Source organism: Streptomyces sp. NPDC088261 (assembly GCF_044740805.1).
Classification (GTDB): Bacteria; Actinomycetota; Actinomycetes; order Streptomycetales; family Streptomycetaceae; genus Streptomyces.
The window spans coordinates 41,277-55,670 of the sequence record NZ_JBIURL010000028.1; the positions used below are offsets into that span (position 1 = coordinate 41,277).

12 protein-coding genes are annotated in these 14,394 nt (G+C 70.7%); 7 read left to right on the plus strand and 5 right to left on the minus strand.

Translation table 11 applies throughout. From position 1 onward, the window contains the following. The 4 genes from lspA to ACIODU_RS32705 all read left to right on the plus strand — a co-directional run bounded on the left by lspA (position 1) and on the right by ACIODU_RS32705 (position 3,738). Complete coding sequence (lspA, locus tag ACIODU_RS32690; RefSeq protein WP_356432907.1) at positions 1-561, plus strand: signal peptidase II; 561 nt, start codon at positions 1-3, stop codon at positions 559-561. Positions 562-578: 17 nt separating this feature from the next. Continuing rightward, the gene (locus ACIODU_RS32695; protein ID WP_401772619.1) at positions 579-1,520 is read left to right on the plus strand and encodes an RluA family pseudouridine synthase; all 942 of its coding nucleotides are present in this window, start codon (positions 579-581) and stop codon (positions 1,518-1,520) included. Beyond that, positions 1,517-2,002, plus strand: coding sequence for a GNAT family N-acetyltransferase (locus ACIODU_RS32700; protein WP_356432903.1), 486 nt, complete (start codon positions 1,517-1,519; stop codon positions 2,000-2,002). Before ACIODU_RS32695 ends, ACIODU_RS32700 begins: the two co-directional genes overlap by 4 nt. A gap of 149 nt (positions 2,003-2,151) precedes the next feature. Beyond that, positions 2,152-3,738: a Na+/H+ antiporter gene (locus ACIODU_RS32705; RefSeq protein ID WP_356432901.1), complete on the plus strand. Its 1,587-nt coding sequence runs from the start codon at positions 2,152-2,154 to the stop codon at positions 3,736-3,738. Between the two features lie 140 nt (positions 3,739-3,878). Here ACIODU_RS32705 and ACIODU_RS32710 read toward each other — a convergent pair whose 3' ends face one another. Then, positions 3,879-4,946, minus strand: coding sequence for a mechanosensitive ion channel domain-containing protein (locus ACIODU_RS32710; RefSeq protein ID WP_356432899.1), 1,068 nt, complete (start codon positions 4,944-4,946; stop codon positions 3,879-3,881). Between the two features lie 131 nt (positions 4,947-5,077). Here ACIODU_RS32710 and ACIODU_RS32715 point away from each other — a divergent pair, with 131 nt between their 5' ends. Then, the gene (locus ACIODU_RS32715; RefSeq protein WP_202534399.1) at positions 5,078-5,647 is read left to right on the plus strand and encodes a dienelactone hydrolase family protein; all 570 of its coding nucleotides are present in this window, start codon (positions 5,078-5,080) and stop codon (positions 5,645-5,647) included. A 78-nt stretch (positions 5,648-5,725) separates the two neighbouring features. Here the strand turns inward: ACIODU_RS32715 and ACIODU_RS32720 are convergent, their stop codons facing one another. From ACIODU_RS32720 to ACIODU_RS32730, 3 genes are all read right to left on the minus strand, one after another. Beyond that, complete coding sequence (locus ACIODU_RS32720; RefSeq protein WP_356432895.1) at positions 5,726-6,544, minus strand: thioredoxin domain-containing protein; 819 nt, start codon at positions 6,542-6,544, stop codon at positions 5,726-5,728. 84 nt (positions 6,545-6,628) lie between these two features. After that, the gene (locus ACIODU_RS32725; protein WP_401772624.1) at positions 6,629-7,315 is read right to left on the minus strand and encodes a hypothetical protein; all 687 of its coding nucleotides are present in this window, start codon (positions 7,313-7,315) and stop codon (positions 6,629-6,631) included. A gap of 108 nt (positions 7,316-7,423) precedes the next feature. After that, entirely contained in the window at positions 7,424-8,764 is a 1,341-nt protein-coding gene (locus tag ACIODU_RS32730) for a DUF2252 domain-containing protein (RefSeq protein ID WP_356432891.1), read from the minus strand. Positions 8,765-8,967: 203 nt separating this feature from the next. Here ACIODU_RS32730 and dnaE point away from each other — a divergent pair, with 203 nt between their 5' ends. Beyond that, complete coding sequence (gene dnaE, locus ACIODU_RS32735; protein WP_356432889.1) at positions 8,968-12,507, plus strand: DNA polymerase III subunit alpha; 3,540 nt, start codon at positions 8,968-8,970, stop codon at positions 12,505-12,507. 83 nt (positions 12,508-12,590) lie between these two features. Here the strand turns inward: dnaE and ACIODU_RS32740 are convergent, their stop codons facing one another. Continuing rightward, on the minus strand, positions 12,591-12,761 hold the full coding sequence (locus ACIODU_RS32740) for a hypothetical protein (RefSeq protein WP_401772627.1): 171 nt from the start codon (positions 12,759-12,761) through the stop codon (positions 12,591-12,593). 233 nt (positions 12,762-12,994) lie between these two features. On the opposite strand from ACIODU_RS32740, the gene ACIODU_RS32745 reads away from it, so the two are divergent. Next, entirely contained in the window at positions 12,995-14,347 is a 1,353-nt protein-coding gene (locus tag ACIODU_RS32745) for an NYN domain-containing protein (RefSeq protein ID WP_401772629.1), read from the plus strand. The last annotated feature ends 47 nt before the right edge of the window (positions 14,348-14,394 follow it).

Sequence of the window (14,394 nt, forward strand, 5' to 3'; positions counted from 1 at the left end):
GTGGCAGAGGCGGAGCGCATCATCGGTACGCCGGATGTGGACGACGAGACCGCGGCTCCCGCCGAGCGGCCCAGGGGGCCGCGCAGGATCGCCGCCCTCTTCGCCGTCGCCGTCGTGGCGTACCTGCTCGACCTCGGCAGCAAGATGCTCGTGGTGGCCAGGCTGGAGCACCACGAGCCGATCGACGTCATCGGCGATCTGCTGCGGTTCGAGGCGGTACGGAACCCGGGCGCCGCGTTCGGCATGGGCGAGGCCTTCACGGTGATCTTCACGGTGATCGCGGCGACCGTGATCGTGGTCATCGCGCGGCTGGCCCGCAAACTCCACAGCCTGCCCTGGGCGATCGCCCTGGGGCTGCTGCTCGGCGGCGCGCTCGGCAACCTCACCGACCGGATCTTCCGCTCCCCGAGCCCCTTCCAGGGCGCCGTGGTCGACTTCATCGCGCCCGCGCACTTCGCGGTCTTCAACCTCGCCGACTCCGCGATCGTCTGCGGCGGCATCCTGATCGTGCTGCTGTCCTTCCGGGGCCTGGACCCCGACGGCACGGTCCACAAGGACTGACAAGGCATACTCGACGGGTGAGTCTTCCCGAGATCAGAACGCTGCCCGTGCCCGATGGCCTGGAGGGCGAGCGTGTCGACGCCGCCCTCGCCCGTATGTTCGGGTTCTCCCGTACGAAGGCGGCCGAGCTGGCCGCCTCCGGGAAGGTGCAGGTCGACGGCGCCGCGGTCGGGAAGTCCGACCGGGTCAGCGGCGGGGCCTGGCTGGAGGTCGAGCTCCCCGAGCCCGCCCAGCCCATACGTATCGTCGCCGAGGCCGTCGAGGGCATGGAGATCATCCACGACGACGACGACATCGTGGTGATCGTCAAGCCCGTCGGCGTGGCCGCCCACCCCAGCCCCGGCTGGACCGGCACCACCGTCATCGGCGGTCTCGCCGCGGCCGGCTACCGCATTTCCACCTCGGGCGCGGCCGAGCGCCAGGGGGTCGTGCACCGGCTGGACGTCGGCACCTCGGGGCTGATGGTCGTCGCCAAGTCGGAGCGCGCGTACACGCTGCTCAAGGCGCAGTTCAAGGAGCGCGTCGTCGACAAGCGCTACCACGCGCTGGTGCAGGGCCACCCCGACCCGATGAGCGGGACGATCGACGCCCCGATCGGCCGGCACCCGAACCACGACTACAGGTTCGCGGTCACCGCCGAGGGCAAGCCGTCCGTCACGCACTACGACCTGATCGAGGCGTTCCGGTCGGCATCGCTGCTGGACATCAAGCTGGAGACGGGCCGCACCCACCAGATCCGGGTGCACATGGCCGCCCACCGCCACCCGTGCGTCGGCGACCTCACGTACGGCGCGGACCCGACGCTGGCCAAGCGGCTGGGGCTCACCCGGCAGTGGCTGCACGCGGTGCGCCTTGGCTTCGAGCACCCGTCGGACGGCCGGTGGGTGGAGTACGCGAGCACGTACCCCGCCGATCTCCAGGGCGCGCTGGACCAGGTGAGGGCGGAGAGCAACGTATGACCACGATCGACGGCGGCCTGCTGGGACACGTCGTGCGGGAGGCCGCGGGACCGGAAGACCGGGAGGCGTGCTTCGCCGTCCGCAAGGAGGTCTTCGTCCTGGAGCAGGGCGTGCCGGAGGACCTTGAGTACGACGGCAGGGACGACGACGCGATCCAGGTGCTGGCCCTGCGGGACGACGGCCTGGCGCTGGGCACCGGACGGCTGCTGTACGGGCCCGGCGCGGCGGACAGGACCGGCGGGGACCCGGGCGTCGGCGCCCTGGGCCGCCTGGCCGTGAGGCAGGCCGCGCGCGGCCGGGGACTGGGCGCGGCCCTGGTCCGCGCCATCGAGGACGCGGCGCGCGAGCGGGGCCTCACGGCGGTGGATCTGCACGCGCAGACCCACGCGCTGGGTTTTTACGAACACTTGGGGTACGAGGCGTACGGACCGGAGTTCCTGGACGCGGGCATCCCGCACCGCTCGATGCGGCGCGTGCTGTAGCGCGGGCGGGCCAGGCCGGTCCTGTGGGGCCTGTCCGGCGGACAGGCCCCGGCCGGGCCGCGCTCGCCGGAATCCCGCGGGGATCATGGCAGGCTTGGCCGCCTGATCCAGCCTGACCGGGCTGCCGAGCCGCCGGAGGGCGACACACCGTGGACCAGCTGGCCCTGCTGCTCGTGCTCCTGCTGGGGGCGGTGGTCACCGTACCGCTCGGGGAGCGGCTCGGGCTGCCGTCGCCGGTGCTGATGACGATCATCGGGATCGTCCTGGCCCTGCTGCCGTTCGTGCCGAACGTGGACGTCTCGCCGGACCTCATCCTTCCGCTGCTGCTGCCCCCGATCCTCTACGCCGCCGTCCAGCGCACGTCCTGGCGGCAGTTCACGGCCAACAAACGGCCCATCTTCCTGCTCGCCGTCGCGCTGGTGTTCGTGACGACGGCCGCGGTGGCCGCGGTGGCCAACGCCGTCGTCCCCGGGCTGCCGATCGCCGCCGCGCTCGTGCTCGGCGCGCTCGTCGCCCCGCCCGACCCGGTGGCCGCGACCGCCGTCGCGGGCTCCCTCGGGCTGCCCCGGCGGCTGGTGTCGATCCTGGAGGGCGAGGGCCTGTTCAACGACGTCACGGCGATCGTGCTCTACCACGTGGCGATCTCGGCGGCCGTCAGCGGCACGTTCTCCTGGCCGGTGGCCGTGGGGCAGTTCGCGCTGTCCGCGGTGGTGGCCGTCGCGATGGGACTCGCGCTCGGCTGGGTCACCAACAAACTGATGTCCCTGCTGGACGACGCGACCCTCCAGATCGGGCTGACGCTCCTGGTGCCGTTCGCCGCGTACGTCCTGGCGGAGGAGCTGCACGGCTCGGGCGTCCTCGCCGTCCTCACCGTCGCCCTCTACCTGGCCGAGCACTCCGCGGACGCCGACGACGTCATGGGGCGGCTGGCCGGGAACGCCTTCTGGCAGATCGTCGACACGCTGGTGACCGGCATCGCCTTCGGCCTGATCGGGCTGGAACTCCACCAGGCCTTCGGCACCGGCGACGGCCGGGGCGGCGCGCTGCTGGGCTGGAGCGCCGCCGTGGTCGGGGTGGTCGTCGGGGTCCGGCTGCTCTACCTGATGCCGGCGACGTGGCTGGCGAAGCGCCTGCACAAACTCCGCGACTACGACGAGGAGATCCCGGTCAGCTGGCGTGAGACCGTGGTCATGTGGTGGGCGGGGATGCGCGGGGTGGCGTCGGTCGCGCTGGCGCTGGCGATCCCGCTCAAGACCGACAGCGGGGAGCCGTTCCCGGGCCGTGACGAGATCATCTTCATCGCGTTCGCGGTCATCATGACCACCCTCGTCTTCCAGGGGCTCACCCTGCCGTGGCTGGTACGGCGCCTCGGGGTGCGGGCGGACACGGACGCCGAGCGCGACCTGCTGAACATCCTCGCGGGGCGCGCCGCGAAGGCCGCGCGGCACCGGCTCAGGGAGATCGAGAGCGTCGAGGACCTGCCGGAGGAGCTGAGCGAACGGCTGCTGCGGGCGGCGTTCGACCTCGGGGTGCGGATCAGCCCGGACATCGTGGACGACGAGCGGCGCGAGGGGTTCCGGCGGCGGGTGGACCGGATCAAGACCGTGCAGCGGATCCAGCGCGAGATGATGTCGGCGGCGCGGCACGAGATCCTGGCGGCGCGGAGTGAGCCGGGGGCGGATCCGGAGCTGGTGGACCGGGTGTTGCGGCACCTGGATGTGCACAGCATGCGGTAGCGCGGGGGCGGGGGGTCCGGGTGCACGGCCTGCGGCCGTAGTGCGTCCTCAATCGCCGGACGGGCTTGATGTGGTTCGGCTCGGTGGTGGGGTGTCGAGCGGCGGACGGGCTTGATGTGGCTCGGCTCGGTGGTGGGGTGTCAAGCGCCGGACGGGCTGGGTTTGGCCGGGGTGGAGCGGGCCGGGGACATCGTGATCCTCGGGAGGGCCTGGGGGTGTTCGGCCGCCAGCCAGGCCAGGAGCCGTTCCCGCACCGCGCAGCGCGTGGTCCAGATGTCGTCCGCGTCCTTCGCGGTGACCACCGCGCGTACCTCCATCGTGCTCGGGGTGGTGTCCGTGACGGCCAGGCTCCAGTCGCGGCCGTCCCAGGACGGGCACTCCAGCAGGATGTCGTGCAGCTTCTCCCGCATCAGGTCCACCGGCGCCGTGTGGTCCAGCTGGAAGAAGACCGTGCCGGTCATCTGGACCCCGCCGCGCGACCAGTTCTCGAAGGGGCGGCTGGTGAAGTACGACACCGGCATGGTGATGCGCCGCTCGTCCCAGGTCCGTACCGCCAGGAAGGTCAGCGTGACCTCCTCCACCACGCCCCACTCGCCGTCGACAACCACGGTGTCCCCGATGCGCACCATGTCGCCGAACGCGATCTGGAAGCCCGCGAAGAGGTTGCCGAGCGTCGACTGGGCCGCGACCCCGGCCACGATGCCGATGATGCCGGCCGAGGCCAGCATCGACGTACCGATCGTGCGCAGGCCGGGGAAGGTCAGCAGGATCGCCGCCACCGCCACCACGATGACCACGGCGGTCACGATCCGCATGATCAGGGTGACCTGCGTACGGACCCGGCGCACCCGCGCCGGGTCGCGGGTCACCGTCGCGTAGCGCGCGTACGCCGACTGGACCGCGACGGACACCGCCCGGATCACCAGCCAGGCCCCGGCGCCGATGATCACCAGCGTCAGCGCCTGCCCGATCCGGTCCTGGTGGCTGTCGACGGACGGCCACCGGGTCTCCCGGAACGTCGCGCGCAGGGTGGCGGCCAGCAGGACCACCTGGAGGGGGAGCCGGCAGCGGCGCAGCAGCCCCCACAGGGGCGTCTCGTGGTGGCGCTCGTCGGCCCGGCGCAGCAGGACGTCGACCGCCCAGCCGAGCACCAGGGTCAGTGCGATCGAGCCACCGACCACGATCAGCGGTCGCAGTACGTTCTCCATGTCTCCCTCTCGACTCGTCCGGCTCCCCGGCCGTTCCGGTCCGGGGCTCCCGCTCCTGTCCGGGTCTTCCGTCGCTGTCCGGGTCTCCCGGCCGTTTCAGGCAGTTCCGGGCGGGCTGGCAGGATGGCGGGATGGACATCATGCTTTTCCACTCGATGTACGGCCTGCGCCCGGCCGTGCACGCGGGTGCGGACCGGCTGCGCGCGGCCGGGCATTACGTGCGCGTGCCCGACCTCTTCGAGGGACAAACCGCCGCGACGGTGGAAGAGGGCGTCGCGCTGAAGGACAAGATCGGCAAGGAGGAGCTGCTGCGGCGCGCGATCCTGGCCGCCGCGCCGTACTCGGAGCGCGGTCTGCTGTACGCCGGGTTCTCGCTCGGCGGCTCGATCGCGCAGACCCTGGCGCTGGGGGACGAGAAGGCGCGGGGACTGCTGCTGTTGCACGGCACGTCCGACATCGCGGAGAACGCGGCCGTGGACGAGCTGCCCGTACAGCTGCATGTCGCGGACCCCGACCCGTTCGAGTCGCACGACTGGCTGAACAGCTGGTATCTGCGGATGCGGCAGATCGGCGCGGACGTGGAGATCTACCCGTACCAGGGCGCGGGGCACCTCTACACCGACCCCGAACTGCCGGACTACGACGAGGCGGCGGCCGAGCGGACCTGGCGGACGGCGCTCGGTTTCATCGACTCGCTCTAGGCGCTCGCGGGGGACGGGTGGGGGACGGGTGTGGGGCGGGGAAACCGCTCCCCGCCCCACCCGGTCCTGCTCGTCGGCTCAGGCCTTGAGCGCCTTGTCGATCGCCGTGTTGAACTGCGCCACCGTCATGGGCGGGTTCTGGCTGCCGTCGTCCGCCGTGAGCGTCTTGCCGTCCATCTTGAAGGTCGGGGTGCCCTGCACGCCGCTCTTGTCGAAGGTGGCGGACATCTTCATCGCCCAGGCGTCGAACGTGCCCTGCTCGACGTCCTTCTGGAAGGCCGCGTTGTTCTTGAGGGCGCTCACCGAGTCGGCGACCTGGAGCAGGTAGCTGTCCTTGGCGAACTTGTCGTTGCTCTCCTCCGGGTGGAACTGCGTGGAGTAGAGCGCGGTCTTGTACTGGAGGAACGCCTCGGGGCTCACGTTGAGCGCGGCGCCCAGCGCGGACAGGGCGTTCTTCGAGCCCGTGCCGTTGTCGGAGTTGTCGATGAACGTCGCGCCGACGTACTGGATCTTGAACTTGCCCGCGTCGATGTCGTTCTGGACCGTCGTGCCGACCGTCTGCTCGAACTGGGCGCAGATCGGGCAGCGGGAGTCCTCGAACACTTCGAGGGTCTTCGGGGCGGACGCCTTGCCGATGACGACGGTCGTGCCGTTCGTGCCCGTGGTGTTCTTCGGGGCGGTGACGGTCGTCTCGTTCTTCGCGGCCTCCCAGTGGGAGGGCTTGTTGCCCTGGACGACGGCGTACCCGACGCCGCCGGCTATCGCGAGGAGGACGACGGCGGAACCGGCGACGATCCCCTGGCGGCGGAAGCGGTCCTTCTTCGCCTGGCGCTCGCGCTCCTGGCGCAGCCGTTCGCGGGCCGCCGCCTTGTTGGCCTGGTTGTTGCGTGTACTCATGATCGTTGACTCCGTGTGAGGACGCGCCCGTGCCGCTGGGGGCAGGCGCTGGTGGGGGTACGGACGGGGAGGGGCCGGGTCGGCTCAGGCGGCGCTGAGCGCGGGAAGCGGCGGTCCCCGCCGTCCTACGGAGTGCACGAGCAGATGGGTACGGGACGGGCGCGGGCGGCCCGTGGGGCGCGCACCGCGCCGTACGGCCCGGCGCACGGTCCCCGCGACGGAGGAGAAGGCGACGAGCAGCGGCCGGAACGCGGAGGTGGCGGCGGTCCGTACCAGACCGGCCAGCGCGGCCTCGCCGTGCCGCAGCCAGACCGTGGCGAGCAGCCCGATCGAGACGTGCACGGCGAGCAGCAGCCAGGGCAGGGCCGGGTCGGGGGAGTTCAGCAGCGCGGCGGCACCGCGCTCGGGGGAGACCACTCCGGGGAGCGGGTTCCCGAGGCCGCCGCCGCACAGCACGTCGAGGCCGACCGAGCGCAGCGAGCCCGCGACGGGGCCGCCGGCCGGGCCGTAACAGACCTGCTGCCCGCTGGTGAAGACGGTGTCCGCCGCCAGCTCCAGCGGGACGAGCAGCCCCGCGATCGGCCAGAAGCCGCGCTCGCGGCCCGCTGTCGCGTACGCCAGCAGGAACACCGCGGCGCTGAGGCCGGCCACGACGGGCAGGGGCACGGGGACCCGGGAGAGCAGCACGTGGGAGCCCACGGACAGCGTCACGACGAGTGCCGTGAACAGTGCTGCCCGCAGTGCTCGGAGCTGCGTCCCGGAAATGTCCATTGTCGCCGAGTGTGCCATGCCGCCCTGTAAACACCCCTTAAAGGGCGGGTGGGGCACCGGGCGGCGGACGGCCCCGGGCGGGCCCGAGAGGCCCGCCCGGGGCGCGCGCTACGCCAGCCGTCCGTTGCGGAACAGGTCCACGAAGATCTGGTGGTCGGCCCGCGCCCGCGCCCCGTACGTGTGCGCGAAGTCCACCAGCAGCGCCGCGAAGCCGTCCTCGTCGCCCGCGATCGCCGCGTCGATGGCCCGCTCGGTGGAGAACGGCACCAGCGAGTGGCCGCTCTCGTCGTCCGCCGCCGCGTGCATCGTCGCCGTGGCCCTGCCCAGGTCCGCGACCACCGCCGCGATCTCCTCCGGGTCGTCCAGGTCCGACCAGTCCAGGTCCACCGCGTACGGCGAGATCTCCGCGACCAGCTGGCCCGCCCCGTCCAGCTCCGTCCAGCCCAGCCACGGGTCAGCGTGCGCCTGGAGCGCCCGCTGCGAGATCACCGTGCGGTGGCCCTCGTGCTGGAAGTACTCCCGGACGGCCGCGTCCGTGATGTGCCGGGACACCGCCGGGACCTGCGCCTGCTTCATGTAGATCACGACGTCGTTCTCCAGGGCGTCGCTGTTGCCCTCCAGCAGGATGTTGTACGAGGGCAGCCCGGCCGACCCGATGCCGATCCCGCGCCGCCCCACGACGTCCTTCACACGGTACGAGTCCGGGCGGGTCAGGCTGGACTCGGGAAGGGTCTCCAGATAGCCGTCGAAGGCCGCAAGGATCTTGTAACGGGTCGCCGCGTCCAGCTCCACCGCGCCGCCGCCGGAGGCGAAGCGCCGCTCGTACTCCCGGATCTCCGTCATCGAGTCGAGCAGCGCGAACCGGGTCAGCGAACGGGCCGCGCGCAGCGCCCCGAGCAGCGGCCCCTCGGCGGTGTCCAGCGTGAAGGGCGGCACCTCGTCGTTCTTGGCGCCCGTCGCCAGCGCGTGGATCCGCTCGCGGTACGCGCCCGCGTAGATCTCCACCAGCTCCGTGATCTGTTCGTCGCTCAGCGCCTTCGTGTACCCGATCAGCGCGAGGGAGGCCGCGAAGCGCTTGAGGTCCCAGGTGAAGGGGCCGATGTACGCCTCGTCGAAGTCGTTGACGTTGAAGATCAGCCGGCCGTTGGCGTCCATGTACGTGCCGAAGTTCTCCGCGTGCAGATCGCCGTGGATCCACACCCGGCCGGTCCGCTCGTCCAGGAACGGGCCGCTCGCCCTGCTGCCCGCCCGCTGCTGCTCCAGGTCGTGGTAGAAGAGGGCCGCGGTGCCCCGGTAGAACGCGAACGCGGACGCCGCCATCTTCCGGAACTTCACCTGGAAGGCGGCCGGGTCGGCCGCCAGCAGCCGGCCGAAAGCGGTGCCGAACACGGCGAGGATCTCCTCGCCGCGCTCCTCGTCAGCTGTTTCTGCGGGACGCGGGACCGACATCGCGGGGTGCCTCCTGGTGCAAGGGCTAAGGGTGTCGACGGCGCCTCGGCGCCGTCAGAAGTGGCAACGCACGACGGTACTCGCGAGTGCCCGCCGGCGGGCCCGTCCGGCCCTCGTTTGTCGGTCCCGAGTCGTAGACTTCCACGCTGTCCCCCCAGACTGTTCCGCAGCCTGTCGATCGCCGTTCGCCGGAGGCCCCCGTCGTGACCAAGCCGCCTTTCACGCACCTGCATGTCCACACCCAGTACTCCCTGCTGGACGGTGCCGCGCGGCTGGCGGACATGTTCAAGGCCTGCGGTGAGATGGGCATGTCCCACATCGCCATGACGGACCACGGGAACCTGCACGGGGCCTACGACTTCTTCCACCAGGCGAAGAAGGCCGGCGTCACCCCCATCATCGGGATCGAGGCGTACGTCGCCCCCGAGTCGCGGCGCAACAAGCGGAAGATCCAGTGGGGACAGCCGCACCAGAAGCGGGACGACGTGTCCGGTTCCGGCGGTTACACCCACAAGACGATCTGGGCGGCGAACGCGAAGGGGCTGCACAACCTCTTCCGCCTCTCCTCCGACGCGTACGCCGAGGGCTGGCTGACGAAGTGGCCGCGGATGGACAAGGAGACCATCGCCCAGTGGTCCGAGGGCCTGATCGCCTCCACCGGCTGCCCGTCCGGCGAGGTCCAGACCCGGCTGCGCCTCGGCCAGTTCGACGACGCGCTCAAGGCGGCCTCCGAGTACCAGGACATCTTCGGCAAGGACCGGTACTTCCTGGAGCTGATGGACCACGGCATCGAGATCGAACGCCGGGTCAGGGACGGCCTGCTGGAGATCGGCCAGAAGCTCGGCATCCCCCCGCTGGTCACCAACGACTCGCACTACACGTACGCGAACGAGGCCACCGCCCACGACGCGCTGCTCTGCATCCAGACCGGCAAGAACCTGTCCGACCCGGACCGCTTCCGCTTCGACGGCACCGGCTACTACCTCAAGTCCACGGACGAGATGTACGCGGTGGACTCCTCCGACGCCTGGCAGGAGGGCTGCGCCAACACCCTGCTGGTGGCGCAGCAGATCGACACCGACGGCATGTTCCAGGAGCGGAACCTGATGCCCCGGTTCGACATCCCCGAGGGCTTCACCGAGGTCACCTGGTTCCGCGAGGAGACCATGCGCGGCATGGCCCGCCGCTACCCCGGCGGCATCCCGGAGGACCGGCTCAAGCAGGTCGAGTACGAGATGGGGATCATCATCGAGATGGGCTTCCCCGGGTACTTCCTGGTGGTCGCCGACTTCATCATGTGGGCCAAGAACAACGGCATCGCGGTGGGCCCCGGCCGCGGCTCGGCGGCCGGCTCGATCGTCTCGTACGCCATGGGCATCACCGACCTCGACCCGATCGAACACGGGCTGATCTTCGAGCGGTTCCTCAACCCCGAGCGCATCTCCATGCCCGACGTCGACATCGACTTCGACGAGCGCCGGCGCGGCGAGGTCATCCGGTACGTGACGGAGAAGTACGGCGCCGACAAGGTCGCCATGATCGGTACGTACGGAAAGATCAAGGCCAAGAACGCGATCAAGGACTCCGCGCGCGTCCTCGGCTACCCGTACGCGATGGGCGACCGCCTCACCAAGGCCATGCCCGCCGACGTCCTCGGCAAGGGCATCGACCTCAACGGCATCACGGACCCCAAGCACCCGCGCTACAGCGAGGCGGGCGAGATCCGGGCGATGTACGAGAACGAACCGGACGTGAAGAAGGTCATCGACACCGCGAAGGGTGTGGAGGGCCTGGTCCGGCAGATGGGTGTGCACGCAGCCGGTGTGATCATGTCCAGCGAGCCGATCGTCGACCACGCCCCGATCTGGGTGCGGCACACCGACGGGGTGACCATCACGCAGTGGGACTACCCCCAGTGCGAGTCGCTCGGCCTCCTCAAGATGGACTTCCTGGGGCTGCGCAACCTCACGATCATGGACGACGCCGTCAAGATGGTGAAGGTCAACAAGGGCATCGACCTCGACCTGCTCGCGCTGCCGCTCACCGACCCGACGACGTACGAACTGCTCTGCCGCGGTGACACCCTCGGCGTCTTCCAGTTCGACGGCGGGCCCATGCGCTCCCTGCTGCGCCTGATGAAGCCCGACAACTTCGAGGACATTTCCGCCGTCTCGGCCCTCTACCGGCCGGGCCCGATGGGCATGAACTCGCACACGAACTACGCGCTGCGCAAGAACGGCCAGCAGGAGATCACCCCGATCCACCCGGAGCTGGAGGAGCCCCTCAAGGAGATCCTCGGCCTCACCCACGGCCTGATCGTGTACCAGGAGCAGGTGCAGAAGGCCGCCCAGATCATCGCCGGGTACTCACTGGGCGAGGCCGACATCCTGCGCCGCGTGATGGGCAAGAAGAAGGCCGACGAGCTGGCGAAGAACTTCGTCCTCTTCCAGGCCGGCGCCAAGAAGAACGGCTACTCGGACGAGGCGATCCAGGCGCTGTGGGACGTCCTGGTGCCGTTCGCCGGATACGCCTTCAACAAGGCCCACTCGTCCGCGTACGGCCTGGTCACCTACTGGACCGCGTACCTGAAGGCGAACCACCCCGCCGAGTACATGGCGGCGCTGCTGACCTCCGTCAAGGACGACAAGGACAAGTCGGCCGTCTACCTCAACGAGTGCCGCCGCATGGGCATCAAGGTGCTCCCGCCGAACGTCAACGAGTCCCAGTCGAACTTCGCCGCGCAGGGCGACGACGTGATCCTCTTCGGCCTCACGGCGATCAGGAACGTCGGGCAGAACGTGGTCGACTCGATCATCCGGTGCCGCAAGGCCAAGGGGAAGTACAGCTCGTTCCCCGACTTCCTGGACAAGGTCGAGGTGGTCGTCTGCAACAAGCGGACCGTCGAGTCGCTGATCAAGGCCGGCGCCTTCGACGAGATGGGCCACACCCGCAAGGGGCTCGTCGCCCACCACGAGCCGATGATCGACAACGTGGTCGCGGTGAAGCGCAAGGAGGCCGAGGGGCAGTTCGACCTCTTCGGCGGGATGGGCGAGGAGCAGAACGACGAGCCCGGCTTCGGCCTCGACGTCGAGTTCTCCGACGTCGAGTGGGACAAGTCGTACCTCCTCGCGCAGGAGCGGGAGATGCTCGGCCTGTACGTCTCCGACCACCCGCTCTTCGGCCTGGAGCACGTGCTGTCGGACAAGTCGGACGCGGCGATCTCCCAGCTCACCGGCGGCGAGCACGCGGACGGCGCGGTCGTCACCATCGGCGGCATCATCTCCGGCCTCCAGCGCAAGATGACCAAGCAGGGCAACGCCTGGGCCATCGCCACCGTCGAGGACCTCGCCGGATCCATCGAGTGCATGTTCTTCCCCGCGACCTACCAGCTGGTCTCCACCCAACTCGTGGAGGACACCGTCGTGTTCGTCAAGGGCCGCCTCGACAAGCGGGAGGACATCCCCCGGCTGGTCGCCATGGAACTCCAGGTGCCCGACGTGTCGTCGGCCGGCACGGACGCGCCGGTGGTCATCACGATCCCGACGGTGAAGGTCACCCCGCCGATGATCAGCAGGCTCGGCGAGATCCTCGGCCACCACCGGGGCAACTCCGAGGTGCGGATCAAGCTCCAGGGCGCCAGGAAGACGACGGTGCTCCGGCTGGACCGGCACCGGGTGCGGCCGGACGCGGCGCTGTTCGGCGACCTGAAGGTGCTGCTGGGCCCGGCGTGCCTGGCGGGCTGACGTACCACTGAATTGCACGGCTGAGGGGCACGCCCGGACCACCGGGCGTGCCCCTCGCGCGTGGACGGCGCCAGTGGTGGCCGTCAGTTGTGGCCGAAGCGCTTCTGCTTGCCCTTGTGCGGCATGTCCGACGGGGTTATCCGGGACTGCACCTGGTCCGAGCGGTCCTCGGACGACCGGGACTCCTCGGGGCCGCGCGCCTCCGCCGGCGGGGTCTGCTGCTTGTTGCGGTCACGGTTCTTGTTCTTCGCCATGAAGGTGCCTCCTGAGACGGTCCCGGGACCGGGACGCGTTCAGACTCACATATGCGATAAATTGCCGCATTTTGGATCATTGCGCTGGGTAGTGAGCCCATGTCACGGGGCCGGTGTGGGATACGCCACGCCGATGATCGAGTTCCGGACGTCAAGCCTCTTGCCGTCGGGCAGACTCGAAGCAAACCCGCAGTAACTCCCGATCGCCCGATCCCGAGGTTGCCGAAAGAGGGGTGGAACACGTGGATCGCTGCGTCGTCCTGGTGGACGCCGGATATTTGCTGGGCGCCGCGGCGAGTCTCCTCGCCGGAGAACCGGCCCGCTCCCGCATCACCGTCGACCACGCCGCGCTCATCCAGGGCCTGCGCGAGCGGGCCGAGGCCGATACGGAACAGCCGCTGCTCCGGATCTACTGGTTCGACGGCGCCCCCGACCGCGTCCCCCAGCCCGAACACCGGCGGCTGCGCGTCATGCCCCGCGTCACGGTCCGGCTGGGCGCGCTGACCCGCAGCGACGGGCGCTGGGCGCAGAAGGGCGTGGACGCGGCGATGCACGCGGAGCTGACCGAGCTGGCCAGGAACCGCGCCTGCTCGGACGTGGTCCTGGTGACCGGCGACGGGGATCTGCTGCCCGGCCTGATGTCCGCCAAGGAACACGGCGTCGCGGTGCACCTGTGGGCCGTGCAGGCCGCGGACGGCGACTACAACCAGTCCGAGGACCTGGTGGCCGAGGCGGACGAGCGGCGCGTGCTGGACCGGGCGTGGATCACCCATTCGGTACGGGCCAAGGAGACGGCCGGGGTGTGCCCGCCGCCGCCGGTGCCGCGGCCGGAGATCGCGGCGATCCTGTCGGCGCCGCTGCCGGAGTCGGGGCCCGAGCCGGCGGCCGCGTCGGGGTCCTCCGGCTCCTCCGTTCCGGCCGCCCCGGCCCGGAAGGCCGACGGGGCCGTGGCGCCGGCCGCGGCGGGGCGCAACGGCTCGGGGCCGGCCGAGCACGAGTCCCCCTCGGACGCGGACGTGCCTCCGGCGCCGGGGAGCCGTGGTGTGCCGACGCCCAGGGACCTCGCGAGCCTGCGGGCTCCGCTGGGGCCCTCGGTCGGGCCGTCGGGGGGGTCGTCGGGCGGGTCGTCGGGCAGCGCGGCCGCGGGGGCGACGCTCCGGTGGTCCTCGGACAAGGGGTGGGTCGAGCGCCCCGGGGGCGGCGGCGGTGGCGGTACGGCGGGCGAACCGCCCGAGACCGCGTCGCTGCCGACGCTGGCGCAGCTCACCAGCGCGGAGCAGCGGTGGGCGGACCGGGAGGAGGACATCACCACGGTGGGGGGCGACCCCTTCGAGGTGGGCCAGGTCTTCGCGCGGCGCTGGATGGGACGGCTGCCGGAGCCGGGGCAGGTGCAGAAGCTGTCCGTGATGTACCCGAGGGTGCCGCACCGGATCGACGGGGAGCTGTTGCGGTATGCGGCGCGGTTCGGGTTGCTGGCGCACAAGGATGACCAGATCGATGAGCATGATCGCTATGCGATCCGGGCGGGGTTTTGGCGCGAGATCGATGGCCGGGTCTCGGAGGGGGCGCCCCCGTCGACGGCGTAGCGTGGCGCCCCGGCGGGGGGCGCGGCTTCCTTCTTTGTCCTCGCGCC